Source organism: Pseudoalteromonas sp. T1lg10 (genome assembly GCF_002964545.1).
Taxonomy (GTDB): domain Bacteria; phylum Pseudomonadota; class Gammaproteobacteria; order Enterobacterales; family Alteromonadaceae; genus Pseudoalteromonas.
In genome coordinates this window covers 97,421-123,016 of sequence record NZ_PQBV01000004.1, presented here as the reverse complement: position 1 = coordinate 123,016, position 25,596 = coordinate 97,421, and the positions used below count along the sequence as shown (strand labels likewise).

The following is a 25,596-nucleotide window of genomic DNA, read 5'->3' as shown; positions in this document are numbered from 1 at the left end:
GCCTTGGCTGTAATTAGCCGAACTTACCAGATCTTAACGCGATCTTCCGGCTTAATGTACATTTCGTCGGTCTCTTTCACGTCGAATGCCTTATAGAACTCAGGCATATTTGGTAGCACACCGATAACACGGTAGTGACTTGGTGAGTGCGAGTCCGTCATCAAGCGGTTGCGCAGCTCTTCATCACGGTACTTACGACGCCAGATCTGGGCCCAACCCATAAAGAAGCGTTGATCGCCGGTGTAACCGTCCAGAACCGGGGCTTCTTCGCCACCCAGTGATAACTGGTAGGCTTTATAGGCTACGGTTAGGCCGCCTAGGTCACCGATGTTCTCGCCCAGCGTCAGCTGGCCGTTCACTTTGGCGTCTTCAAACGGTGCATATTCGTTGTACTGCGATACCAGTTGCTGACCACGCTCCTGGAACTGCGCCAAATCTTGCTCGCTCCACCAGTTACGCAGGTTACCGTCACCATCGTATTTTGAACCCTGATCATCGAAGCCATGACCTAGCTCGTGGCCAATTACCGCACCGATGGCGCCGTAGTTCACCGCGTCGTCCGCTTCCAGGTTAAAGAATGGCGGTTGCAGGATGGCCGCAGGGAACACGATTTCGTTGTTCACCGGGTTGTAGTAAGCATTCACCGTTTGCGGTGTCATAAACCACTCACTGCGATCCACCGGCTTGCCCAGCTTGTTACGCATATCATCGTATGCCCACTCACTGTGACGAATAAAGTTACCCGCCAGGTCGTCCGCTTTGACCTCTAGCGCCGAGTAGTCTTTCCACTTGTCTGGGTAACCAATCTTAGGCGTGAACTTGTTCAGCTTCTCTTTGGCTGCCACTTTGGTTTCGGCACTCATCCACTCAAGACCGTCGATGGCTTGGTCGAAACCCTTGATCAGGTTGGCAACCAACTCTTCCATGCGTGCTTTTGCTTCAGGTGGGAAGTTATCTTTAACGTACACCTTACCAAGCAGCTCACCCAGTACCGAGTTGGCTGAGTCTACCGCTTTTTTCCAACGCGGTTGCTGCTCTTCAACGCCACGTAAGGTGGTGCTGTAGAAAGCAAATTTACGGTCAACAAATTCCTTGCTTAGCTCATCGGCGTAGTTGCTAACAAAATGGAATGTTAGGTAATTCCGCCAAGTAGCCAGGTCGGTTTGCTCATAGATACCACCTAGCTTTTCAAAATAAGAAGGCTGACGTACAACTAAATCTTCGGTGTTGATTTTTGATTGCTTTAAGAACTGGGCAAAGTCGAATGCACCGGTTAGCTCATTGGCTTCGGCAACCGTCATCTTGTTGTATGACTTGGTGGCATCGCGGCTTTCTACTCGGCTCCACTGCGCCGTAGCCAGCTCGGTTTCAAGAGCAAGAATACCCTTTGCCGCTTGGTCTGCGTTTTCAACGCCGGCCTTGGTTAGCATGTCCGTGATATAAGCCAGGTATTGCGTGCGGATGGTAGAGAACTTCTCGTCATCTTTAAGGTAGTAATCACGATCCGGTAAACCTAAGCCCGACTGAGACACATAAAGGGCATACTGGCTTGAGTTCTTGGCATCGTTATTGACATACCAAGCAAACGGCGTGGTGCCGCCCTGAATGCGCAGGTCCGCCATCAGCGATACAAGCGCTGCTTTATCGGCAACCGCGGCAATCTTATCCAGGTAAGGCTTCAGCGGTGCGATGCCCTTTTCTTCCAGGGCATCGGTATTCATATAGCTGCTGTAGAAGGCGCCCAGCTTTTGCTCGTCGCTGCCCGGTGCCGCCTTGGTATTTTTAGCCGCCGCTTCGATCACTTCTTTTAATGCCGCTTGCGACTGATCATAAAGGGCGGTGAAAGAGCCATAGTTAGACTTATCGCCCGGAATTTCGGTGCGCTCTAACCATTTACCATTGATGTGGTAGTAAAAATCATCTTGCGCGCGCACTGCGGTGTCGATGTTTTCCAGCTCAACGCCAGAGCTAAGTTGTTGCACTTGTTTTGTTTGTTCTGCAGCAACGCTTTGCGCCTGAGTTTCGGTCTTCGCACTTTGTGCTTGCTCACTACAACCGGTAAGTCCTAGTGCCAGCGCCGTTGCGGCCGCTGCTAAGGTTACTTTAAACATATTGTTATCCCATTTTTAATTATGAAAGAGGTGATCCCCAACTAGCCCATATTAAACCTATGGGCGCAGAGCGAGAAACCCAGTTTGTAACAATTTATGAACATAGTTTTTCTAGGATGGCCTGGTTTGCTTTGGGGAAGGCATAACGGTGTAAATCGTTGAGTGCCACCCACTCCCCTTGCTGGCCTTCCGCACCATGAGGCTCACCACTAAAGTCGCTGACCTTATGGATATCCAGGCGCACCTGCTTATCGCCATAGTCATGCTCAATCAGCATAAAGGAGTCGCTGCTGTGCACCTCAATGGCGACTTCTTCCAACAGCTCTCTGGCCAAGGCCGCCGTGGTGGTTTCACCGGCTTCGATTTTACCGCCTGGAAACTCCCACAAGCCGCCTTGGTGTTTGTAGTCCGGGCGCTTACATATGTAGGTTTGCGCGCCGCGAAGAATAATGCCTACGGCAACATTGACCACTTTCTGACTCATTAACTGCTCCATAAAAAAAGCGGCATAGGCCGCTTTTTATTTAACTAAGAGAATGCTTAGCTTAGTTTGCCACAGCATTGTTTGTATTTCATACCCGAGCCACATGGACAAGGCGAATTACGACCCACCTTAGGCTCGACGCGCGCCGATACCGGAGCAGGCGCTTCACCACCAACCTGCTCGGCTTCAGCGTGTTGATACTGACGCGGCGCTTCTTCAGACTTGCGATGTTGTTCTTCAACTCGTTCAACATCTTCCTCGGCACGTACCTGAACCTTGCTTAGGATGTTTACTACATCTGTTTTCAGGTTCTCTAGCATGGCTGAGAATAGCTCGAATGATTCACGCTTATATTCTTGCTTCGGATTCTTCTGCGCATAACCACGTAGGTGGATACCCTGACGCAGGTGATCCATGGCAGCCAGGTGATCTTTCCAATGCTGATCCAAGCTTTGCAGCATAACCGCTTTTTCGAACTGGCGAAGCACCTGTGGACCCACCATTTCTTCTTTTGCTTTATATGCGTTAGTTGCTTCTTCGACGATGCGCTCACGCAGTTTTTCTTCAAACAACTTGTTGTCTTCGGCAAGCCATTGCTGGATAGGCAAATCAAGCAGATAGTCTGCCTTCAAGCGATCTTCCAAAGCAGGCACGTCCCACATTTCCGCCAGCGATTGCGGTGGAATATACTGATCGATTACGCCGTTAATCACGTCGTTGCGAATAGCATCTATGGTTTCTGAGATATCCCCCTCTTCCAGCAGCTCGTTACGCTGAGCGTATACCACGCGGCGCTGGTCGTTGGCCACATCATCGTATTCAAGCAACTGCTTACGAATATCGAAGTTACGGGCTTCCACCTTACGCTGGGCGTTTTCAATGGCACGGTTAACCCAAGGGTGCTCGATGGCTTCGCCACGTTGCATGCCTAGTTTACGCATCATGTTAGTCATGCGCTCACCGGCGAAGATACGCATGAGGGCATCTTCCATCGACAGATAGAAGCGGCTTGAACCGGCATCACCCTGACGACCCGAACGACCACGTAGCTGGTTATCGATACGACGAGACTCGTGACGCTCGGTACCGATAATGTGCAGACCACCGGCAGCGATGACATCGTCATGACGCTTTTTCCATTGCTCTTTAATTTTTGCGATTTGCTCTTCACTTGGATTATCAAGCTTTTCGGCTTCGCTCTGCCAGTTACCGCCTAGCATGATATCGGTACCACGACCGGCCATGTTGGTGGCGATAGTCACTTTACCCGGTAGACCCGCATCGGCAACGATGTCGGCTTCCTGAGCGTGGAACTTGGCATTCAATACGTTGTGCTGAATTTTCTCTTTACGCAGGAACTGCGACAGGTATTCCGAGCTTTCGATTGAAATAGTACCCACTAGCACCGGCTGACCGCGCTCTTGGCAGTCTTTAATGTCGGCCAAGATCGCTTCGTATTTTTCTTCCTGAGTCAGGTAAACCAGGTCGGCACGATCATCACGGATCATCGGCTTGTTGGTTGGAATAACAACCGTGTCTAGACCGTAGATAGACTGGAATTCGAACGCTTCGGTGTCCGCCGTACCTGTCATACCGGCTAGCTTGTCGTAAATACGGAAGTAGTTCTGGAAGGTGATTGAAGCCAGAGTTTGGTTTTCATTCTGGATCTTCACGCCTTCCTTGGCTTCTACCGCCTGGTGCAGGCCTTCAGACCAACGACGGCCTTCCATGGTACGACCCGTGTGTTCATCAACAATGATGATTTCATTGTCTTTAACCACGTAATCGACGTCTTTTTGATACAGTTTGTGCGCACGTAATGCAGCGTACACATGGCTAAGCAGGGTAATGTTACCCGCCGAGTACAGTGAGTCGCCCTCTTCAATCAAGCCGCGCTCGGTAAGAAGCTCTTCAACCTTGATCTGACCGCGCTCGGTAAGGTGAACCTGCTTGCCTTTTTCGTCTATGGTGTAATCACCGTCGCCTTCAACGCCTTCCTCATCTTCTTTTTCCTGCTGTACCAGCTCAGGAACTATCTTGTTGATTTGCGTGTAAAGCTCAGATGAATCTTCCGCAGGACCGGAAATAATCAGCGGCGTACGGGCCTCATCGATAAGGATTGAGTCAACCTCATCCACCACCGCGAAGTTAAGCGGACGCTGCACGCGCTCATCAATACTGAACGCCATGTTGTCGCGCAGGTAGTCAAAGCCAAATTCGTTGTTGGTACCATAGGTAATGTCGGCGCTATAGGCGTCTTTTTTCTGCATTGGCATCATGCCAGGCACATTACAGCCCACGGTTAAGCCCAGGAATTCAAACAGCGGACGGTTGGTTTCGGCGTCACGCTTGGCCAGGTAATCGTTCACGGTAATTACGTGTACGCCCTTACCCGATAGACCATTAAGGTAGGCTGGTAGGGTTGCGGTCAGGGTTTTACCTTCACCGGTACGCATCTCAGCGATACGGCCTTGGTGCAACACCATGCCGCCTATCATCTGCACATCGAAGTGGCGCATGCCATACACACGCTTTGATGCTTCGCGTACCACCGCGAAGGCTTCTGGTAAGAGGTCATCTAAACTTGTGCCGTTGTCATAACGCTCACGAAATTCAGCGGTTTTTGCTTTTAGTTCTTCATCGCTGAGTGATTCTAGTTGGCCTTCTAAGGCATTGATTAGCGCGACCGTTTTACGTAAGTTTTTAATTGTGCGGTCATTGCGACTACCAAAGATTTTGGTAAATATTTTCGTGATCATGATTTAACCGTTACATTCTCATCTGCGTTAAGCGCTCTGGTTCATCCCCTGGGGTTACCCTTTGGGACACTGCCAAGTCACTTGCGAACTTCGTTTATCCAATTTATACCGCACTCAAGTTACATAAGAGCGACTATTGTGGAGCTATTGAGTGTGACTGCTTGAGCGGTGTACTTTTGAGCGACATCATAACAAACTCAATGAATTGCAGCACCTAATAATACCAATTCCATTAGCACTTCCGGTAACTTGCCTTTACAGCAGAAAGCCTATTAAAAACTAATGGCATTGGTATTATCGCTGGCCTATCATAACGTTCAGAGAAATCTTTGCAAACTTAGCAATATAAAGTGGGTCTAAAGTACAGCAATAGAGACTCAAGCATTGCAATAGAAGTGGTGACGATTCAGTCAAATTCAAGAGGTGGATGCCGTTTATGGCAAAAGATCGCTATGCGCCAAAACAACTTAACGAAGTGCTGGGGCAATTAAACCCGCGGTTCGGCTCGCGCATCGCCAACTATGGCGCCAAAACTCAGGAGCTGGCCTCGCAACAGCAGACTCTGCACCAAGCGGTGGGAGAAAACCTGGCGAAGAAATGCCGGGTAGCCAATATTCGCGACGGCGCCCTGATCATCGAGGCCCATAGCGCCACGGTGGCAATGAAGCTGAACTATATCAAGATGGATATTCTCTCGGCCTTTCGCCAGCAGGGCTTGGTGGATTTATGCCAGGTGAAAATAGTCACCTCTCCCAATGCGGCGCAGCGCGCACCTTTGGCGCAGGCACAAACGCAAGCTAAAAAGGCCAGCCAGGAACCCAGTAACAAGCGCGCCATGAGCGAGCAAACGGCTCACAATTTAGAATTGCTTGCCGAGCATGCACCACCCTCGCTACAACAAAAATTAATGCGCTTGGCGCAACACGGCAGACAAAAAAAATGACGCTCTAAAGCGTCATTTTTTTCGATAATTTTCTATCTGCAGGCTTAAGCCGTATGCAGTGCCAGAGCCGGAGCTGGCATGGTCACTGATTCTTCAAATGTTGCCCACTCCCATGCCGACTCGGTCGCCATGATTTTGCGCAGCAATTTGTTGTTCAGGTCATGACCCGACTTATAAGCGGTAAGCTTACCGAGAATGTTGTGGCCGGTCATAAACATGTCGCCCACACAGTCCAAGATCTTGTGCTTAACGAACTCGTCCGCATAACGTAAGCCGTTTGGATTTAACACCTTAAACTCGTCAAGAACAACGGCATTATCCATGCTGCCACCTAGAGCCAGGTTATTGGCATGCATATACTCGATGTCTTTCATAAAGCCGAAGGTACGGGCACGACTGATCTCTTCGATAAAGTTCTGTGCCGTAATATCCAGGGCAATGCGCTGGCGACTGTCGTTAATAGCCGGGTGATCAAAGGCGATTTCGAAGTCGATATGAAAACCATCATAAGGTTCGATCTCGGCCCACTTATCACCCTCTTCTACGCGTACCTTTTCTTTGATACGAATAAAACGCTTGGCTACATTCTGCTCGGCGATACCGCCTTTTTGTAGCAGATAAATGAATGGCAAGGCACTGCCATCCATAATAGGTACTTCACCGCTATCAAGCTCAACAATCAGGTTGTCGATGCCTAATGCGGCTACCGCAGCAATCAGGTGCTCGGTAGTAGATAAGCGAACGCCATCTTTATTAGTTAAACAGGTACACAATTGCGTATCGCCCACCGCTTCCGGGGTCGTTTCGAAATCCACAACCGGATCAAGGTCCACGCGACGAAATACTATCCCAGTATTCGCGCTCGCTGGTCGGAGAGTTAAGGAAACCTTCTCACCCTTGTGGAGACCAACACCCGTGGCTTTGACTACTTCTGCAATCGTACGCTGTTTGATCATAGGCTTTCGCTCACTTACTAAACTAAAATTAGACGGCGGATTCTACCACACATCGCACCAGTTAACAAATTAGTTTGTTTTTTAAACTAGTCTGCTTGCTTACGCAGAAACGCCGGGATATCGAAATAATCACCCGATTCTTCCTGCTTCTTCGGTGCAGCGCTGGCCTTGCTCTCTTGGCTAGTCACTACACTTGCCTGACTCGTGGTCGCACTATTACTGCTAAACGATGGCTCATCTACCGGCTTTGACTCTTCAAAGCTGGTTTGAGTTCCTTGGGTAGCAAAGCTTGGCACGAACATAGAAGTGCTTTGTGTGCTCTGCGTTCCTTGGGCGTTCACATCAGAACCCACGGCGCGCTTAAAGCCGTTATCTACAACACCGAACTGAGGACGACGATCACCACCTAGACCGGTTGCTACTACGGTTACGCGCAGCTCATCGCTCATTTCCATATCGATGGCAGTACCCACAACCACGGTGGCATTCTCAGAAGCCAGGGCCTTAACATGGTTACCGACGATCTCGAACTCTTCGATAGACAGGTCCATACCCGCGGTAATATTAACCAGGATACCCTTGGCACCGGTTAGATCCACGTCTTCAAGCAGTGGGCTTGAAATGGCTGCTTCCGCCGCTTCTTGTGCACGGTCTGGGCCAGATGCCGAAGCGGAACCCATCATTGCCGTACCCATGGCCGACATAACAGTACGTACGTCGGCGAAGTCGACGTTAATAAGGCCAGCGCGAGTAATTAGCTCGGCAATGCCTTGTACCGCACCGTAAAGTACGTCATTGGCTTTGGCGAAGGCATCAAGCAGGGTCGTGCCCTTACCCAATACTTTCAATAACTTATTGTTAGGAATGGTGATCAGTGAATCAACGATTTCCGCCAGTTCATTAATGCCGTGATCCGCTGCTGCAGCGCGCTTTTTACCTTCGAAATCGAACGGACGCGTTACTACCGCTACGGTCAAAATACCCAGCTCTTTGGCAATGCGAGCCACAACTGGCGCCGCACCTGTGCCCGTACCACCGCCCATACCGGCAGCGATAAAGACCATATCCGCACCTTGCAGGGCGCTTTTAATGGTTTCCGCATCTTCCTCGGCACTCTTCTTACCGATTTCCGGGTTGGCTCCGGCACCTAGACCTGAAGTGATCTGTGTACCTAGTTGCACCGTGACATCAGCCGATGACTTACGTAGTGCCTGCGCATCGGTATTGGCGGTGATAAATTTCACGCCTTCGATGTGCTGCTGCACCATGTGTTCTACGGCATTACCGCCGCCGCCACCAACACCTATTACCTTGATAACAGCTTCTTCGCTGTGCTCTTCCATCATATCAAACATAGTTTACTCTCCGACTTGAGTACTAAAACTCACCTTGGAACCATTTAGTAATACGGCCCCACCAGTTACCCTCGTCTGCTTTCGCTTTTGTTGCGTTGATCGACTGCATGGTCCGACCATATTGTAACAAACCTACGGCGGTTGCAAATGAGGGATCGCTTACATAATCAGTTAATCCCGTTATCCCTAGTGGACTACCGATACGTACCGGCATTTGGAAGATGTCTTCTGCCACTTCCAAAGCACCGGTCATCTTTGCACTGCCGCCGGTAACAACCAATCCAGCAGCAATTTGATCTTCAAAACCGGAGCGACGAATTTCTTCTAGCGCCAGTTCAAATAATTCTCTAAAGCGCGGCTCAACCACCTCGGATAAGGTGTGGCGCGACATAATACGCGAAGGACGTCCGCCCACGCTAGGTACTTCAATTTGTTCTTCATTACTGGCCATTTGGCTGCTGGCACAGGCGTACTGCACCTTAATGGCTTCGGCATGAGAAATAGGCGTACGGAAAATCTTGGCGATATCGCCGGTTACCTGGTTACCCGCAACCGGGATCACCGCAGAATGACGTAAAGCGCCATTGATATAGATGGTGATATCCATAGTGCCACCACCTATATCCAGTACCGCCACGCCCAGCTCTTTTTCGTCTTCGGTCAATACCGAATAGCAAGACGCCAGGGCATTGAAGATCAGCTGATCAACCTGCAAGCCACAACGCTCGACACATTTTTCAATGTTCTTCGCCATGTCGTTGGAACAGGTGATGATATGGGCCTTGGCTTCCATACGCACACCGCTCATGCCCAGTGGGTTCTTAATGCCCTCTTGCATGTCGATGCTGTATTCTTGCGGTAAGGCATGGAGCATTTTGCGCTCCGCGGAAATAGGCACGGAACGAGCAATGTGGATGACGTTGTCTATGTCTTCATCGGTCACTTCGGTGTTGTTAATTGCCACCACACCGGTTTCGTTCTGACATTGAATATGCTTACCGGAAATGCCCAGATACACGGAGCTAATGCGGCAGTCGGCCATCAGCTCGGCTTCGTCTATGGCGCGACGAATCGACTCGGAAACCAGGTTCAAGTCATTCACGCCACCCTTATCCATACCATGGGATACCTGGCGGCCTACACCAACAATGCTGAGTTTGTTGTCATCGGTGATCTCACCGACCGTAGCCACCACTTTCGAGGTGCCCACATCCAAACCGATAACAAGGTTACGTTCTACTGACTTGGTCATACCTTACTCTTTTGTTCTTCTTCCGTTACTGCCAGCGGCTTAAATTGCACCGCAAGCCCGGTATCATATCGCAAATCAACGACATCTACCTGTACATCTTGACGTTTTTTCAAGTGTGGGTAGACATCAATAAATCTTTGTACGCGTTTTGCTTTATCATCACGCCCTAAATTAAGGCGAATGCCGTTATCTAACCATAATTGCCAGGCGAAACGCTCCGACAGCGCCAGGCTGGATAATTTCAAACCGTTTACCGCAAACAACTCTTCAAAACGATTAAAGGTCTGCCAGGCTTCCAATTCGCTGCCTTCGGGGCCGAACAAGCTAGGCAAGGAGTCCTTTATGCCCTCCTGCGGCGCGGTGAATACCTGCCCCTTGCTATTAAGCAGTTGGTCGTCATTCCACAGCGCTACCGCCTGATGCTCCACCACGTACACCTGCAGGGTATCCGGCCATTGCTTGCGCACCGAGGCGCTGGCAACCCAAGGTAAATCGGTGACTAACTCCTGCACCTGCTTTACATCGAGCTCAAAAAAGCTGTCCAAATCCGCCTGTTTAATGGCGTCGATAATGGCGCGCTCGGCGGTATACTTGGGCTCACCCAACACCTGCAGCTGCTTAAGCTGGGCGTCCTTATCGCGAACCAGCCAGTCGGAGAAGTTGAAGGTCAACTTCAACACCATAAACACCACCAGCAGAAAAAAGCTCAAGCCAAACAGCAGTGACCAATTGGTTCCCTGTTTTAGTCCGCTCAGCTTTTCCCTTAATGTCGCCATTTACAGAGTTTGCTCCAAAATCTTCACTACCAGTGCGGTGAAATCTACGCCCGTGGCCTTGGCCGCCATAGGCACCAAGGATTTCTCCGTCATTCCGGGTACCGTATTGACTTCAAGCAGATAGAACTCACCGTCGGCGCCTTGCATGGCATCAACACGTCCCCAGCCCTTAGCGCCCACAAGCGAAAAGGCCTGCTCCGCCATCTCTTGCAACTGCGCCGTTTGCGCTTCGCTTAGATCCGCCGGGCAATAATATTCCGTGGTGCTTGATTGGTACTTGGCCTGATAGTCATAGAAACCGCTCGGCGTACGCATTTCAATCACAGGCAAGGCCTTATCACTCAAGATAGACACGGTAAATTCGCGGCCGCTTAGCCACTGCTCTACCAAGACCTCGTCGTCAAACTTAAAGGCGGCTTCCAGGGCTTGCGCCAGCTCTTCAGCATTGTTGGCCTCGGCCATGCCGATACTCGAACCTTCGTGCGAAGGTTTTACCATCACATGGCCCAGCTGCGCCATAATCTCTGCACAATCAAAGCCTTGGCTTTGCGACACTACTTTATAAGGAGCGGTGCGCAGGCCAGCCACCTGAAACAGGTGCTTACAGCGGATTTTATCCATCGCCAGGGCCGAGCCCAGTACGCTTGAACCTGTGTAGGGCAAGCCCATAAATTCCAATGCCCCTTGCAGGGTGCCATCTTCACCGCCGCGACCATGCAGGGCGATAAAGACACGGTCAAAACCCTCTTGCGCAAGCTCGTGCAGAGGGCGCTCAGCCGGGTCAAACTGGTGTGCATCGACACCAGCCTCAACCAAAGCCGCGTGCACGGCTGCGCCTGATTTAAGCGATACTTCGCGCTCGGCAGATGACCCACCTAGTAAAACTGCTACTTTGCCAAATGCCTGACTCATGAGGATACCTGCTGTAACTTTTCAATCTGTAATTCGGTTGCGGCCAGCTTTTTCACCAACTGACCTATGTTGCCCGCACCTTGGGTGATCACCAGATCATCATCGGCCAAGGTGGTGGCTAATACGCTTGCTAACTCGTTGTTATCCGCCACATGCAAGGGCTCCTTACCGCGCTGGCGCAGACTGCGGCACAGGCTTTTCGAGTCGGCACCGACAATCGGCTCTTCACCGGCGGCATAGACATCAAGCAAAATAAGCTGGTCGACGTCGCCCAAGACCTTAACGAAGTCTTCGTACAGGTCGCGGGTGCGGCTATAACGGTGCGGCTGATAAATCATCACCAGGCGCTTTTGTGGCCAGCCATCGCGGGCGGCCTTAATGGTGGCGGCAACTTCGCTGGGATGGTGACCATAATCATCCACCAGCATCACCTTACCACGCTCATTGGTAAACTCGCCGTAGTGCTGGAAGCGACGGCCTATGCCTTCGAACTTCTCCAGCGCTTGTAAAATCGCGGTGTCACCTATGCCTTCATCTTTGGCAACGGCAATGGCCGCGGTGGCATTCAGGGCATTGTGCCTACCCGGCATATTCAGGGTCACCTCTAGGCGCTCACCCTGCTTCGAAGTCACGGTAAAGGAGCAGGTGCTGGCATCCTGGCTGAAATCCGCCATACGATAGTCCGCATCTTCATGCTCACCATAGGTGATCACCTGACGGGAAAAGCGCGGGATCAGCTCACGAGCCACAGGTGAGTCGATACAGACCACGGCCAAACCATAAAACGGCAGGTTGTGAATAAACTCCACATAGGTGTCCTTCATCTTCTCCAGACTGCCCTCATAGGTGTCCATATGATCTTCTTCGATATTAGTGATCACAGACACCATGGGCTGCAGGTGCAAGAAGGAGGCATCACTTTCATCCGCTTCGGCAATTAAGAAACGACTCGAACCCACTCGGGCATTACTGCCGGCGCTATTAAGCAAACCGCCGATAATAAAGGTGGGATCCAGCTTAGCCTCGGCAAAAATACTGGCAACCAAACTGGTTGTCGTGGTTTTACCATGGGTGCCGGCAATGGCAATACCATGGCGAAAACGCATCAGCTCGGCCAACATCTCCGCGCGACGCACAATAGGAATACGGGCGTTGCGGGCGGCGATGATCTCTGGGTTCTGTTCATTGATGGCGGTAGAAACCACCACTACGGAGGCGTCTTTTACATTATTCTGATCATGGCCGATAAACACCTCGGCACCGGCTTTAATCAAACGCTCCGTCATCGCACTTTGGGCGATATCCGAGCCGGTAATACGATAGCCTTCGTAGGCGAGAACTTCGGCAATACCACCCATACCGGCACCACCTATGCCGACAAAATGAATGGTTTCAACACGGCGCATCGCCGGTCTTTGCCCTTGTTGTTGCGTGCCCTGCTGTTGGGCTGTGCCTGTTGTTACTGTCATTAACTATACTGCTCACATTGTTTTGCAACCGCTGCGGTCGCATCGAGTTTGGCCAGCGCCTTAGCGCGCTTACCCATCTCGGTAATTAATTGGGGCTGCTGAAAATACGGCGCTAGCGCCTCAACCACGGCGGTTTGATAAAAATCGCCTTGCTGCATACACAAGGCTGCATCGCCACCCACCAAATACTGGGCATTGGCGGTTTGATGGTCGTCCACGGCATGTGGAAATGGCACAAACAGGGCCATGCGTCCGGCCGCAGCTACTTCGCTCACGGTCAAAGCACCGGCGCGACAAATAACCAGGTCAGCCCAGGCATAGGCGGCATCCATATCGTCGATAAAGTCGCTCACCTTGGCCTCAAGCTGTTGCGCCTGATATTGCTCCTGCACCTTACTGGAGCGGCCCTTGCCGGTTTGGTGCCACACAGCTAATTCATGCTTTGTCGCCAGTTCGGCAAACACCGTTGGCAAGATGTCATTTAACACCTGTGCTCCCAACGAGCCACCCACCACCAGAATATTGATTGGCGAGCTGACCTCAACCGGGGCAATATTCATCAGCGACTGACGTACCGGGTTACCCACCACCTGAAAATCACTTTGTGGCAGAGCACCGGGAAACGCACCCAAACAGCTGTTAGCCAGCTTGGCCAAAAGCTTGTTGCTCATGCCGGCCACAGCATTTTGCTCATGGATCACTAGGGGGATCCCTAAGCTTTTCGCCGCCAGGCCCACAGGCCCAGTAACATAGCCACCCATGGCCAACACCGCCGCAGGGCGACGTTGCTTTAAAATCTTACGCGCCGCAAAAAAGGCCTTGATGATCATCAAGGGCGCTTGGAAGAGACGTTTTAAGCCATTGCCACGCACGCCCTGAGCACGAATAAAATCGATTTCTATGCCGTGCTTAGGCACCACATCCGCTTCCATTCTGTCGTCCGTGCCAATCCAAGAGACCTGCCAATCCTGCTCGCGCAGGTATTGGGCCACGGCGATGCCGGGAAAAATATGTCCGCCTGTGCCACCGGCAACCACTACCAGGGATTTATTCATACTGCCTCCTGTACTGCTGCGGGGCTAGGTACAACACGACGATGACCCCGGCCGTGACCTCTGGAGGTCGCCTGCTTGGTCGCCATCTTGGTTTCAAAGTCGATACGGAATAACACCCCGGCGGCAATGGCCATCACCAACAAGCTGGAGCCACCGTAAGAGATAAAGGGTAAGGTCAGTCCCTTGGTGGGTAAGATCCCGGCGCTGGCGCCGACATTAACCATGGACTGGAACGCAAACCAAATACCGATTCCCAGAGCTAAATAGCCCTCATATTCTTTATTGGCCTTAAGCGCACGCTGACCAATAAGCAAGGCTCTAAATACCAAGGTGCCCAGTAGCACCAGGACGGTAAACACACCGACAAAACCCAGCTCTTCGGCCACCACGGCAAAAATAAAGTCGTTATGGGCGTGTGGCATATATTGAAGCTTCTGCACGCTGTTACCCAGGCCCTGACCAAACCAGCCACCCTGACCGTAGGCCATCAGCGACTGTACTAATTGATAACCTTTACCAAAGGGGTCGTCCCAAGGCTCTAAAAAGCCCACAACACGGGCCCAACGATAGGGTTCAAATACGATTAGGGCGATCACCAGACCTATACCAGAAAGCATCAGGACAAAGAACTGCCACAACTTGGCACCGGCCAGAAACAGCAGGCCAACCGTGGTCACAAACATTACTACTACGGTACCAAGATCCGGCTGCAATAGAATCAAACCTGCGTACAGAACAAAGACGCTAATGGGCTTCACAAAGCCTTTAATATTCTCCTGCACCTCGTCGCGCTTACGTACCAGGTAACCTGCGAGGTAACTAAAGAAGAACAGCTTGGCCACTTCCGAGGCCTGAATATTGATGGGACCTAGTGGGATCCAGCGCTTCGAACCATTGATTTCACTACCCAAGACCAATACCGCAACCAAGAGGCCTAGGCCTACAAACAAGAGATAAGTATTGGCTACCTTCCACCACTGCATTTTCAAACTGGTTGCCAGGGTAAACAAGAACAGTGCCATCCCCATAAACACCGCCTGGCGCACCATAATATGATACGGATTGTCGAACAGGCGCTCGCCTTCAGGCATGGAGGCGCTGGTTACCATAACGAACCCCACGCCTACCAAACACAGCAGGGTATAAAGCAAGGGCACATCGTATAGCTGACCCGAGGGCTTCAGATGCAGTAGATCTTTAATGCGATCCCAGCTCATGCCTCCCCCTCTTGCACTTGTTGTGCAAAGTCGTTACCGCGCACCATGTAATTGGCATACATGTCCAGGCTGGCACAGGCTGGCGCCAGTAAAACTATGTCGCCATCGCGGGCGCAGGCCTTGGCGCAACGTACCGCTTCGGCCATGTCACCGACCTGGTGACTACCGGGCTTGAGTGCGGCAATGGCAGCGCCATCTTTACCCAGGCAAATCAGCTCAGCAACCTGATTTAAAAGCGGCTCTTGCAGAGGCGTTAAATCGGCGCCTTTGGCATCGCCACCGGCAATTAAAATCAAGCGTCCCGGTTCATCGGCAAAGCCGTTAATCGCGGCTATGGTGGCCCCCACGTTGGTGGCCTTGGAATCGTTGAAGTAGCGCACCCCGTTTAGGGTATCTACATACTGACAGCGGTGATCTAAACCTGGGAATTCCTGCAGCGCCCGCTCATACACACCGGCGTCAAAGGCAAAGGAATGACACATGGCCATTACAGCCAACACATTCAAACGGTTGTGACTGCCTGGCAGTAAGCTGCTGGCGCAGGGCAAAATGGGCTGCTGACGAAAGGCAAAGTAGGCTTGACCTTGGTGCATCATAATATGGTAGTCGCCCTGCTCTAGCCCAAAGCTGATACGTTCGGCGTTATTGCTCTGCAGCGGCGCCGTGTCGGCGTCTTCACTATTGAAAACGGCCAGCTCACAGCCCTGATAGATACGCTGTTTGGCATCGATATAGCCGCCCATATCCTCGTATCTATCCATATGATCTTCACACAGATTCAAAATACAGGCGCTTTTGGCCGCCAGGCTGGAGGTGGTCTCCAGCTGGAAGCTAGATAATTCTAAAACATAGGCATCGGCGTCCAGGGCCAGTAAATCCAGCACCGCGGTGCCGATATTACCGCCCAAGCCTATATGCAGGCCGCCGCGCTCAAGTACCTTGGCGAGCAAGGAAACCACGGTTGACTTGCCGTTTGAGCCGGTTACCGCCAGCACAGGCTTGGTATTGATGCGGGCAAACAACTCGACATCACCTATCACTTCTACGCCGGCGGCAATGGCTTGCTGCACATCGGGGGTGGCTAATGCCAGTCCAGGGCCGATCAAGATTAAGTCGAAGGATGTCAGGTCGGCTTCTGCTAAGGGGCCAAAACGCTGCTCCAGATGCGGCACATGAGAGTCTAACCACAACTGAGTAGGCACCTGCTGACGCGAGTCGACAAGCACTGGCGCCAATTTATGAGCATGCAAAAAACGCACTGTGCCCAGACCGGAAACCCCCAGCCCAAGCACCGCGATACGTTTATTTTTAAGCGTCTTTAAATAGCCCATTTACCTGATCTTCAATGTTGCCAATCCAGCAAGTACCAGCACGATGGAAATAATCCAAAAGCGCACGATCACGCGCGGCTCCGGCCAGCCCTTTAATTCATAATGATGGTGAATAGGTGCCATGCGGAAAATCCGCTCGCCCCGTAACTTGTATGAGCCCACCTGCAGGATCACAGACACAGCCTCCATCACGAAGACCCCGCCCATAATCACTAGCACCAGTTCCTGACGCACCAGCACGGCAATAATGCCAAGCGCACCGCCCAGAGCCAATGAGCCCACATCGCCCATAAAGACCTGCGCCGGGTAGGTGTTAAACCACAAGAAGCCCAGGCCGGCACCAACGATGGCGGTACAGACCACAACCAACTCACTGGTCAGTGGCAAATGTGGCAGGTGCAGATAGCTTGAGAAATTCGCATGCCCCGTCACATAGGCCATGATCGCCAGCGCCGACGCCACTAAAATGGTTGGCACTATGGCCAGGCCATCAAGACCATCGGTAAGGTTTACGGCATTGGACGTACCCACCACCACAAAATAGGTCATGATGATGTAGAAAAGCCCAAGCTGTGGCATCACATCCTTAAAGAAGGGCACGATCAATGCGGTTTCCGCCGCCTGTTGCGAGCTAGCATACAGGGCAAAGGCTACGATCAGGGCAATCACCGACTGCCAGAAGTATTTCCATTTGGCAATCAGACCCTTAGGGTCTTTGCGTATGACTTTACGATAATCATCGATAAAGCCGACAACGCCCAGAGAGCCAATCACAAACAAGGTGGCCCACACATATTTATTGCTTAAGTCGGCCCATAACAGGGTGCTGACAAAAATGGCGCCCAGAATAAGCAAACCACCCATGGTAGGGGTACCCGACTTGCTTAAATGAGACTGAGGACCGTCGTCACGTACGGTTTGACCAATCTGCATGCGCTGCAAGGCGGCGATCAGCTTAGGGCCAAAATACAAAGACAGCATCAGCGCCGTCAGAATTCCTAAGATGGCTCTGAGCGTTAAATAAGAAAATACATTAAACCCGCTGTAAAACTGGGTTAGGTATTCAGCCAGCCACACTAACATTACTTCTCTCCCTCGCCGGCTAACTGTTTGCCATGCGCCACTAAATCTTCCACTAAAAGCTCCATGCGAGAACTGCGCGATCCCTTCACGACTACCGTTATTTTTTGTTGTGTCTGTCGTAAGTCCTTCAGCATTTGCTCAAGAAGTTGGTCGCGCCCAGAAAAGTGGCGTCCGGCTTGTTCATAGACATCACTGGCGTAACGGCTTAATACGCCCAGAGAATAGACGGCTTCAATGCCCTTTTGCTTGGCATATTCACCTACTTGTTGATGGTATTGTCGTGCACCTTCGCCGAGTTCATTCATATCGCCGAGGGCCAATACCCGGAAACCTGGAACCTGAGCCAATAAATCAATGGCCGCTTGTACCGATCTCACGTTGGCATTGTAAGTATCATCAATGACTGTAAGCTGACTTGTTACCTCGATAATGTTCACTCGTCCTTTGACCTGCGCCATATTGGCAAGGCCGCTGGCCACATCAGCCAGGCTGCAGCCCAGGCTGCTGGTTAATGCCGCGGCGATAAGCACATTAGTAACATTGTGCTGACCCGGCATGGCCAGAGTCACGGCAACACGCTCATCCTTATTGCAAAGCATAAAGGAAGCACGAGCCAGGGCATCCAGGGTCACCTCTTCGGCCCACACATCCAGATGCTCTTTAGTTGAAAACTGTTTTACCTGGCGGGTACCCAGACCATCGAGCCATTGTTGTTTAAACTCGCTGTCGGCATTGATCACCGCCACGCCATCCTCGGCCAAACCAGAGAAGATTTCGCCCTTGGCGGTGGCCACCCCCTGCAGGGAGCCAAATCCTTCGAGGTGCGCTTCGGCCACATTACAGACCACGGCCACGTCCGGCTTGGTCAACGCCGTGGTATAAGCGATTTCGCCAAGGTGATTAGCACCGAGTTCAATCACAGCATATTGATGTTGTGGCTCAAGGCGTAACAAGGTCAGTGGCACGCCAATATCGTTATTGAAGTTACCCTTGGTGGCCAGCACCGGGCCTTTTTGCGCCAAAATGGCGGCACACATTTCTTTAACCGTGGTTTTACCCACGCTGCCAGTGATAGCGATGGTTTTCGGGGCTACCTCGGCTTTGACAGCGGCGCCTATCTGTCCAAGGGCTATACGAGTGTCGGACACCACCAGCTGAGGCAAGTGAGTTTCTACCGGGTGCGCTACGATCACCGCCACCGCGCCTTGGCGCTCGGCAACATCGATAAAGTTGTGGCCATCAAAGTTAGGGCCTTGCAGCGCTAAAAACACCTCGCCGTCGCATAAGGTGCGGGTATCTGTATTGATATTGCTCAGGCTGCTGTTGCTACCCTGATAGCTAATACCTAAGGTCTTGGCTAGCCAATCTAAGTCCATACTGATCATGATGTTGCTCCTTGTGCCAATAACTGCTGCACCAGGGTGCGATCACAAAACGGCAATACCTGATCGCCGATAATCTGGTAATCCTCATGGCCCTTACCGGCGATAAGCACTATATCGCCTGGCTGCGCCTGAGTAATGGCCAAGGCAATGGCCTTGGCGCGGTCAATTTCATACTGCACATCGACGTTAGCGCTAAAACCGGCGCAGATATCATCGAGGATGGCTTGCGGGTCTTCACTGCGCGGATTGTCACTGGTGACCACAATACGGTCGGCGTACTTTTGCGCCGCCTTGGCCATCAAGGGACGCTTGCCCTTGTCGCGGTCGCCACCACAGCCGAATACGCAGGTGACTTTACCATGGGCATGCTGATGCAGCGCCTGCAGGGCCAACTCGATGGCATCCGGGGTATGCGCATAATCGACCACGCAGGTCAGGCCATTAGCGGCGCTATAGGCCTGCATACGACCAGCAATAGGTTGCAGCTGCTTGCACGCCGCCAACAACTGCTCCAAGGGGTAACCCAGCCCCAGCAAGGTGGCCAACGCGGCCCCCAGGTTATAGAGGTTAAACTCGCCAAACAGAGGTAAGGTGACTTCGCCCTCGCCCCAACTGCTGTCGATATGCGCCTTTAAGCCATGAGGCAGGAATTCCACCTTACTGAAATACAGGTAACGGCCATGGGTTGGCGGCAGCGTTTTACGGCCATACACCACCAACTCGGGGAAGTCGTATTTTTCCAGCCAGGTTTGTGCCACCGCATCGTCCTGATTGAGCACTACCAGCTCGGCATCGCAATCGCGCATCAGGATCAGCTTGGCATCGCCGTAGCTTTGCATATCGCCATGATAGTCCAGGTGGTCGCGAGATAGGTTAGTAAACACCGCGGCCTTAAAACGGCTGTTGGCAACTCGGCCCTGGATCAGGCCATGAGACGATACCTCCATCGCCACCAGCTGTTTTTGCTGCTCTTTTAGCTGAGCAAAAATCTGTTGTAACTCAACGCTAGACGGCGTGGTATTAGCCAGCTCGTTAAGATTATCCAGCTCACCCCAGCCCAAGGTACCGATAATGGCACTGGGGCGTTGGCAATGCTGTGCCAGAGTAGCGATCATCGCCGTGGTCGAGGACTTACCATTGGTGCCGGTCACCCCGACCAAATCAAAGGCGTGACTGGGCTGACCATAAAAGCTCGCCGCCAGCTCGCTCAAACGCAGACTGAGACGTTCAATAACGATAATGCGCTCATCGTCGCAATTAAGTTCACAGCGACTGTCGGCAATCACCGCACTGGCACCCTGGGCGAGCGCTTGCTCGGCAAACTGACCACCGTCGAGTTGATGACCTTTGATGGCCACAAACACATCGCCACGTTGAACGCGGCGACTATCTAATTGTAATTCGTTAACCAAGCCTATCTCGGTATCGATTCCCCAAGGGGCGAGTACTTCGCGAAGATTACGCATCTCCACCTCCCTTTACTGCTAGGTTGGCTACCGGTTCTAAATCGGGCGCCACGTTAAGGATACGCAGCGCATTGGAAATTATTTCGGCAAAGGCCGGACCCGCGGTGGCACCGCCATAATACACATCGCCACCGGGTTCATTGACCATAACCACTACGGCCAGGCGCGGGTCACTTACCGGACCGACGCCGGCAAAATAGCCGACATATTCGTCGCCGTAACCACCGGCGACCGCTTTCTTAGAAGTACCTGTCTTCGCTGCGACGCGATAACCATCGACCTTCACCTTGTTCGCTGTGCCGCCTTTCTCAAATACGCTTTCCATCATTTCGACAACGGCTTTGGCGTCTTGTTCTTGAAAAACGCGCTCTCCGGGTAAGGGTTCTTCTTGTTTTAATATGGTCAGTGGACGTGAAATGCCGCCGGCACCCAAGGTCGCATAAAAACGCGCCAACTGGGCCGTGCTTACCGAGATGGCATATCCGAACGACAAGGTGGCAATTTCAAAATCAGACCAACGACGGTTGGGATAAAACAAACCACTGCTCTCACCTACCATGCCAGTGCCGGTATCGCTGCCGAAGCCTACGCGCTCGAACAAGCCGACAAAGTAGTCTTTAGGCAGGTCTTGTGAGATCTTCGCCACACCCATGTTACTTGAAACCTTAAGGATCTCGCGCAGCGACATCTCGCCACGGTTACGGGTGTCTTGTACCAGACTGCCACCGACGCGCATCCAACCCGGGTAGGTGTCTATGGTGTCGTTGGCGTCAATATTGCCATAATCCAAACCGGCCAGGATAGTCAGTGGCTTAATGGTTGAACCCGGCTCAAATAAATCGGTAATGGCGCGGTTACGACGTTTGTGCGGCGCCGCATCTTCCAAATTATTGGGGTTAAATGAAGGACTGTTAACCATGGCGAGGATCTCGCCGGTTTTAACATCCACCACCATGGCGGAACCTGATGTGGCCTTGTAGGTCAACACCGCAGATTTAAGCGCTTTGTAAGCAATAACCTGGATACGCTGGTCGATAGACAGCTGAATATCTTCCGGTTCCACGCGCTGACGCTCGTCCAGAACGGCAACTTCGCGGCCACGAGCATCTTTACGAATAGTGCGGCGCCCTTCTGTGCCGGTCAGCGCTTCGTCATAGAGCTTTTCAATACCTTCGATGCCCTGACCGTCGATATTGGTAAAACCAAGCACATGGGCGGTGACTTCACCGGCGGGATAATAGCGTTTGGACTCGTCAAGCAGGTGCACGCCCGGTAGATTCAACTCATTGATATAGTTGGCCACAGCGGGTGTTACCTGACGTTTTAAATAGATAAAGCGACGGTCTTTATCGCCGATTAAGCGGGTGTCGACATTGGAGCGCTCTAAGCGCAGCACATCGGCCAGCTCACGCCAGCGCATATCTTGCTTGTAAAAGGCGGCTTTAAGATCGGCCAGATGCTCGGGACGGTCGAGAATATCCTGCGGATCTTCCCCTTGCTTTTTCGCGCGCTTAACCACCTTGCTTTGTAGATACTTGTCGATGGCTTTAGGGTCGGCATAAACGCTGACCACGGGCACACTTACCGCCAGCTCTTTGCCCTGACGGTCGAAGATCATGCCGCGCTGCACATGGAGCTTTTCTACCCGCACGGTGCGCTTGGCATTTTCGCTGCGCGCCTTATCCGGCTCGATCACCTGCAAATAGGCGGCGCGGGCCACCAAAGTCACAAAAACCAGCAGCACAGCAGCGCATACCAGCACAAAGCGCCAGGTAATTAAATTGTTTGCATTGCTTTTGCGTTTCGCTGCTCTCATGGCACTATCACCACTTCTTCATCTTCGCTGGTTGGTCTTTTCATATTCAGCTGCTCGGTGGCAATTTGCTCTATCCGTGCATGCTGAGAATAAAATTCTTCTTCTACCAATAAATAACGCCAATTTAGGTCAAGCTCGTCACGTTCTTGCAGCAGCTTGTCTTGAGCAATCAGCTGCGCCCGTGATAAGTGCGTTACCTGGACTATGGCTAACGCACTGAACAGAATAGAAAAAAGCAGCCCCAACGTTAGCTTGTTGTCAATCAATCCCCGTATTATCTCGACGAAGAGGTTTGGTTGGCGTTTTACTGGTTGTTGGCTCATCCCAATCTCTCGGCTACACGAAGGACGGAGCTGCGCGCACGGCTATTGCGAGCGATCTCTTCATCGCTCGGCTTAATGGCTTTGCCTACTGCCTTTAACGTCAGTTCTTTATTTAATTGTGCATCGGTTAATGGCAGACCTCTAGGCACAGCCTCTCCCTTGCTCTGCTTCTTGATAAATTGTTTTACGATTCGGTCTTCCAACGAATGGAAGGAAATTACCACCAGGCGACCACCGGGCTTAAGCACCGACAAGGATGCCTGCAGCGCGGTTTGAATCTCTTCCAGTTCGCTGTTGATATAAATTCGAATGGCCTGGAAGGTACGTGTCGCCGGGTGCTTGTGTTTGTCTTTCACCGGCACCGCCTCGTCAATTAACTGCGCCAATTGCGCCGTGGAGTTAATCTCGGTGTGTGCTCTGGTTTCGATGATTTTAGTGGCGATGCGACGGGCGAATTTCTCTTCGCCGTACTTTTTAAACACAAACACCATGTCTTCTAATTCGGCCTCGGCCAACCATTGGGCGGCACTGCGCCCCTGACTTGGGTCCATGCGCATATCCAGCGGGCCGTCTTTCATAAAGCTGAAGCCGCGTCCGGCATCATCCAGCTGCGGCGAAGAAACGCCGATATCCAGCAGGATACCGTCGACCTGACCTGTGATCCCAGCCGCCTCGGCGACCTCATCAAGACGCGAAAAGCGACTATGGGCAATGCTAAAACGAGGATCATCGGCAAAGCGCTTGGCGGCGGCAATGGCCGTAGGGTCCTGATCTATGGCCTGCAAGCGGCCCTTTTCTCCCAAACGGGCAAGAATCTCGCTGGAGTGGCCGCCACGGCCAAAGGTACCATCGATGTAAATGCCGTCTGGCTTAATCGCTAAGGCATCAATGGTTTCCGTCATCAGTACGGAGATGTGTTGAAATTCTTCGCTCATGCGTGTGCTCGCGCCCTATAGAGTTAGAATGAAAAATCGCCTAGATCTTCATCCTGATCAAAATCTTGTTCTAATTCGATGGCAATATCTTTGGCCATCCGCTCTTGCCACAACGTCTCATCCCAGATTTCAAACTTGTTCGATTGCCCTACCAAAACGATTTTCTTATCGAGCTTTGCATAATCGCGCAAATGCGGCGCCAGCAACACACGGCCATGCTTATCAAGCTGATAATCCATGGCGTTACCCAGCACCAAGCGCTGCATGCGTTTGGCCCGTTCTTTCATATTCGAGAGGGCGGCGAGACGCTGTTCAACGATTTGCCATTCACTGAGGGAGTAGAGCAACAAACAGGGGTCGCCAATATTGATGGTGCATATAATTTCGCCGCCATTATCCGCAAGCAGCTGATTACGATACTTGGTTGGTATCGCAAACCGGCCCTTGTCATCAAGGCTGAGTGTGCTTGTGCCGCGAAACATGAGTTAAAAATGCCGTCCGTTTGTTGCTTGTTATTGTTTGCGGGTTATAGATCCATAAAGATCCACTTATACCCACAATTTCCCACTGAACTACAGTCTAGGGCTTGACAAGGCTTTTTGTCAAGCAATGAAAGTGTGGAAAATGGCGTCTAACCCTAGATAAAATGCGGCTTTAAGGGAAGTCCCTGAATTAGGTGGAAAAAAGTGGAGCGGATGATTAGAGAGGCATCTTTCGTTCACTTTTTATTCAAGTTTGACACCAAAAAGTTCAGGCTGTCCGCCCTCTAGCGCGGATAAAAGCTAGGTATTTTGTATTAACAATTGCGCGTTTAAAAGACAAAAAACGGCTGTTGTTAGCCGCCATTTCTGCCCTCAAAGTGCCTTTATAAGGGACGGAATTGAATGTAAATAATTTTACTCTCACTGGAGCAAGCGGATAAAAAACAGGCAAGAAAATGTCGCGCCGGACAGTTCCGACACGACATAGGTTATCACACGCCTAAGCGAAAAAGCGGCGGTTATGAGGGCGGGTAAAGTCTAGTCTGGGTCCCTTAGGCACCACGCGTGTAGGGTTAATTTGGCCATGGCTAAAATAATAATGACGCTTTATATGGTTGAAGTCTGTAGTGCGGCCACACCCGGGTGCTGATACAGCTCACGCACATATTGAGATAAGTTCGGATAACTCTCTATGCTGCGCAGATTGCACTTAAAGTGGCCGAAGTACACGGCATCAAAGCGGATCAAGGTGGTAAATAAACGCCAGTCCGCCTCGGTGAGCCTATTGCCCACCAAGTAGCGCAGTTTACTCAAGCGCAGCTCTAGGTGGTCGAGGGCCTTAAACAAAGCATCAAAGGCTTGCTCATAGGCTCGCTGCGTGGTTGCAAACCCAGCACGATACACGCCATTATTGATATTTTCGTAAACAAAGGCGTTGATCTCGTCTATTTCACTGCGCAACTCTTGCGGATAAAAATCCTGTTCGTCCCCGGTCAGGGCGTTAAACGCCGAATTAAACATACGTATGATTTCTGCCGATTCATTGCTGACGATGCGGTTGGTTTGTTTGTCCCACAGCACGGGCACGGTCACCCGACCGCTATAATCGGCTTTATTACGCGTGTAGATCTGGTGCATAAACTCACTGGCAAACAAGGCATCGCCGCTGCTGCCCTCTCCTTGATTGAAGGTCCAACCGTTTGAGAGCATATCCGGGCTGACCACGGACACATCTATGTAGTTCTCTAGGCCCTTAAGTTTGCGAAATATCAGGGTGCGATGGGCCCAGGGGCAAGCCAGAGATACATATAAATGATAGCGCCCCTTTTGTGCCTTAAACCCCGCCTCGCCGCTTGGGCCCGCTTCACCTTCGGCCGTGACCCAGTTACGCAACTGAGCCGCTTCACGGTTAAATTCACCCTGACTTGATTCGGTGTCATACCATTGATCGCGCCATTGACCTTGAACTAATAATCCCATGCTGCTC

The 25,596-nt window shown here is 51.7% G+C and carries 20 protein-coding genes and 1 pseudogene; 1 reads left to right on the top strand and 20 read right to left on the bottom strand.

Going from position 1 to position 25,596, the window contains the following annotated elements; all coding sequences use genetic code 11:
- Positions 1-23 precede the first annotated feature (23 nt).
- The 3 genes from C2M17_RS02900 to secA all read right to left on the bottom strand — a co-directional run bounded on the left by C2M17_RS02900 (position 24) and on the right by secA (position 5,354).
- The gene (locus C2M17_RS02900; protein ID WP_105199376.1) at positions 24-2,111 is read right to left on the bottom strand and encodes a M13 family metallopeptidase; all 2,088 of its coding nucleotides are present in this window, start codon (positions 2,109-2,111) and stop codon (positions 24-26) included.
- A 94-nt stretch (positions 2,112-2,205) separates the two neighbouring features.
- On the bottom strand, positions 2,206-2,595 hold the full coding sequence (gene mutT / locus C2M17_RS02895; RefSeq protein ID WP_105199375.1) for an 8-oxo-dGTP diphosphatase MutT: 390 nt from the start codon (positions 2,593-2,595) through the stop codon (positions 2,206-2,208).
- 56 nt (positions 2,596-2,651) lie between these two features.
- Positions 2,652-5,354: a preprotein translocase subunit SecA gene (gene secA, locus C2M17_RS02890; RefSeq protein ID WP_105199374.1), complete on the bottom strand. Its 2,703-nt coding sequence runs from the start codon at positions 5,352-5,354 to the stop codon at positions 2,652-2,654.
- Positions 5,355-5,790: 436 nt separating this feature from the next.
- Between secA and C2M17_RS02885 the strand changes: the two genes are divergently transcribed.
- Complete coding sequence (locus C2M17_RS02885) at positions 5,791-6,297, top strand: DUF721 domain-containing protein (protein WP_105199749.1); 507 nt, start codon at positions 5,791-5,793, stop codon at positions 6,295-6,297.
- A gap of 44 nt (positions 6,298-6,341) precedes the next feature.
- On the opposite strand, the gene lpxC is transcribed toward C2M17_RS02885, so the two are convergent.
- From lpxC to C2M17_RS02800, 17 genes and pseudogenes are all read right to left on the bottom strand, one after another.
- Positions 6,342-7,253 (bottom strand): UDP-3-O-acyl-N-acetylglucosamine deacetylase, encoded by a 912-nt coding sequence (gene lpxC, locus C2M17_RS02880; protein WP_105199373.1) that lies wholly within the window; start codon positions 7,251-7,253, stop codon positions 6,342-6,344.
- An 86-nt stretch (positions 7,254-7,339) separates the two neighbouring features.
- Positions 7,340-8,608: a cell division protein FtsZ gene (gene ftsZ, locus C2M17_RS02875; protein WP_105199372.1), complete on the bottom strand. Its 1,269-nt coding sequence runs from the start codon at positions 8,606-8,608 to the stop codon at positions 7,340-7,342.
- Between the two features lie 22 nt (positions 8,609-8,630).
- Positions 8,631-9,860 (bottom strand): cell division protein FtsA, encoded by a 1,230-nt coding sequence (gene ftsA / locus C2M17_RS02870; RefSeq protein WP_105199371.1) that lies wholly within the window; start codon positions 9,858-9,860, stop codon positions 8,631-8,633.
- On the bottom strand, positions 9,857-10,636 hold the full coding sequence (locus C2M17_RS02865; protein ID WP_105199370.1) for a cell division protein FtsQ/DivIB: 780 nt from the start codon (positions 10,634-10,636) through the stop codon (positions 9,857-9,859). The genes ftsA and C2M17_RS02865 overlap by 4 nt, the downstream gene beginning before the upstream one ends.
- Positions 10,637-11,548, bottom strand: a complete 912-nt coding sequence (locus tag C2M17_RS02860) for a D-alanine--D-alanine ligase (protein ID WP_105199369.1) — start codon at positions 11,546-11,548, stop codon at positions 10,637-10,639.
- Positions 11,545-13,017, bottom strand: coding sequence for a UDP-N-acetylmuramate--L-alanine ligase (murC, locus tag C2M17_RS02855; RefSeq protein ID WP_105199368.1), 1,473 nt, complete (start codon positions 13,015-13,017; stop codon positions 11,545-11,547). The genes C2M17_RS02860 and murC overlap by 4 nt, the downstream gene beginning before the upstream one ends.
- Complete coding sequence (gene murG, locus C2M17_RS02850; RefSeq protein ID WP_105199367.1) at positions 13,017-14,072, bottom strand: undecaprenyldiphospho-muramoylpentapeptide beta-N-acetylglucosaminyltransferase; 1,056 nt, start codon at positions 14,070-14,072, stop codon at positions 13,017-13,019. Before murG ends, murC begins: the two co-directional genes overlap by 1 nt.
- A complete protein-coding gene (gene ftsW / locus C2M17_RS02845; RefSeq protein WP_105199366.1) occupies positions 14,069-15,289 on the bottom strand; it encodes a cell division protein FtsW in 1,221 nt (406 codons plus the stop codon). Before ftsW ends, murG begins: the two co-directional genes overlap by 4 nt.
- Complete coding sequence (gene murD, locus C2M17_RS02840) at positions 15,286-16,620, bottom strand: UDP-N-acetylmuramoyl-L-alanine--D-glutamate ligase (RefSeq protein ID WP_105199365.1); 1,335 nt, start codon at positions 16,618-16,620, stop codon at positions 15,286-15,288. The genes ftsW and murD overlap by 4 nt, the downstream gene beginning before the upstream one ends.
- Positions 16,621-17,703 (bottom strand): phospho-N-acetylmuramoyl-pentapeptide-transferase, encoded by a 1,083-nt coding sequence (gene mraY, locus C2M17_RS02835; RefSeq protein WP_105199364.1) that lies wholly within the window; start codon positions 17,701-17,703, stop codon positions 16,621-16,623.
- On the bottom strand, positions 17,703-19,088 hold the full coding sequence (locus C2M17_RS02830) for a UDP-N-acetylmuramoyl-tripeptide--D-alanyl-D-alanine ligase (protein ID WP_105199363.1): 1,386 nt from the start codon (positions 19,086-19,088) through the stop codon (positions 17,703-17,705). Before C2M17_RS02830 ends, mraY begins: the two co-directional genes overlap by 1 nt.
- Positions 19,085-20,554 (bottom strand): UDP-N-acetylmuramoyl-L-alanyl-D-glutamate--2,6-diaminopimelate ligase, encoded by a 1,470-nt coding sequence (murE, locus tag C2M17_RS02825; RefSeq protein ID WP_105199362.1) that lies wholly within the window; start codon positions 20,552-20,554, stop codon positions 19,085-19,087. Before murE ends, C2M17_RS02830 begins: the two co-directional genes overlap by 4 nt.
- Entirely contained in the window at positions 20,547-22,370 is a 1,824-nt protein-coding gene (locus C2M17_RS02820; RefSeq protein WP_105199361.1) for a peptidoglycan D,D-transpeptidase FtsI family protein, read from the bottom strand. Before C2M17_RS02820 ends, murE begins: the two co-directional genes overlap by 8 nt.
- Complete coding sequence (gene ftsL, locus C2M17_RS02815; protein ID WP_105188517.1) at positions 22,367-22,693, bottom strand: cell division protein FtsL; 327 nt, start codon at positions 22,691-22,693, stop codon at positions 22,367-22,369. The genes C2M17_RS02820 and ftsL overlap by 4 nt, the downstream gene beginning before the upstream one ends.
- Positions 22,690-23,628, bottom strand: coding sequence for a 16S rRNA (cytosine(1402)-N(4))-methyltransferase RsmH (rsmH, locus tag C2M17_RS02810; protein WP_105199360.1), 939 nt, complete (start codon positions 23,626-23,628; stop codon positions 22,690-22,692). The genes ftsL and rsmH overlap by 4 nt, the downstream gene beginning before the upstream one ends.
- A gap of 23 nt (positions 23,629-23,651) precedes the next feature.
- Complete coding sequence (gene mraZ / locus C2M17_RS02805; RefSeq protein WP_105199359.1) at positions 23,652-24,110, bottom strand: division/cell wall cluster transcriptional repressor MraZ; 459 nt, start codon at positions 24,108-24,110, stop codon at positions 23,652-23,654.
- A gap of 499 nt (positions 24,111-24,609) precedes the next feature.
- Positions 24,610-25,589 (bottom strand): annotated as a pseudogene (locus C2M17_RS02800) (glutathione S-transferase family protein).
- Positions 25,590-25,596 lie beyond the last annotated feature (7 nt).

Coding starts and splice junctions, on each gene's coding strand:
- mraZ (WP_105199359.1), bottom strand. CDS start 24,110: ATGTTTCGCGGCACAAGCACACTCAGCCTTGATGACAAGGGCCGGTTT.
- murD (WP_105199365.1), bottom strand. CDS start 16,620: ATGGGCTATTTAAAGACGCTTAAAAATAAACGTATCGCGGTGCTTGGG.
- secA (WP_105199374.1), bottom strand. CDS start 5,354: ATGATCACGAAAATATTTACCAAAATCTTTGGTAGTCGCAATGACCGC.
- murE (WP_105199362.1), bottom strand. CDS start 20,554: ATGCGTAATCTTCGCGAAGTACTCGCCCCTTGGGGAATCGATACCGAG.
- C2M17_RS02865 (WP_105199370.1), bottom strand. CDS start 10,636: ATGGCGACATTAAGGGAAAAGCTGAGCGGACTAAAACAGGGAACCAAT.
- ftsW (WP_105199366.1), bottom strand. CDS start 15,289: ATGAGCTGGGATCGCATTAAAGATCTACTGCATCTGAAGCCCTCGGGT.
- ftsZ (WP_105199372.1), bottom strand. CDS start 8,608: ATGTTTGATATGATGGAAGAGCACAGCGAAGAAGCTGTTATCAAGGTA.
- murC (WP_105199368.1), bottom strand. CDS start 13,017: ATGACAGTAACAACAGGCACAGCCCAACAGCAGGGCACGCAACAACAA.
- C2M17_RS02885 (WP_105199749.1), top strand. CDS start 5,791: ATGGCAAAAGATCGCTATGCGCCAAAACAACTTAACGAAGTGCTGGGG.
- lpxC (WP_105199373.1), bottom strand. CDS start 7,253: ATGATCAAACAGCGTACGATTGCAGAAGTAGTCAAAGCCACGGGTGTT.
- ftsA (WP_105199371.1), bottom strand. CDS start 9,860: ATGACCAAGTCAGTAGAACGTAACCTTGTTATCGGTTTGGATGTGGGC.
- C2M17_RS02830 (WP_105199363.1), bottom strand. CDS start 19,088: ATGATCAGTATGGACTTAGATTGGCTAGCCAAGACCTTAGGTATTAGC.
- mraY (WP_105199364.1), bottom strand. CDS start 17,703: ATGTTAGTGTGGCTGGCTGAATACCTAACCCAGTTTTACAGCGGGTTT.
- ftsL (WP_105188517.1), bottom strand. CDS start 22,693: ATGAGCCAACAACCAGTAAAACGCCAACCAAACCTCTTCGTCGAGATA.
- rsmH (WP_105199360.1), bottom strand. CDS start 23,628: ATGAGCGAAGAATTTCAACACATCTCCGTACTGATGACGGAAACCATT.
- murG (WP_105199367.1), bottom strand. CDS start 14,072: ATGAATAAATCCCTGGTAGTGGTTGCCGGTGGCACAGGCGGACATATT.
- C2M17_RS02860 (WP_105199369.1), bottom strand. CDS start 11,548: ATGAGTCAGGCATTTGGCAAAGTAGCAGTTTTACTAGGTGGGTCATCT.
- mutT (WP_105199375.1), bottom strand. CDS start 2,595: ATGAGTCAGAAAGTGGTCAATGTTGCCGTAGGCATTATTCTTCGCGGC.
- C2M17_RS02820 (WP_105199361.1), bottom strand. CDS start 22,370: ATGAGAGCAGCGAAACGCAAAAGCAATGCAAACAATTTAATTACCTGG.
- C2M17_RS02900 (WP_105199376.1), bottom strand. CDS start 2,111: ATGTTTAAAGTAACCTTAGCAGCGGCCGCAACGGCGCTGGCACTAGGA.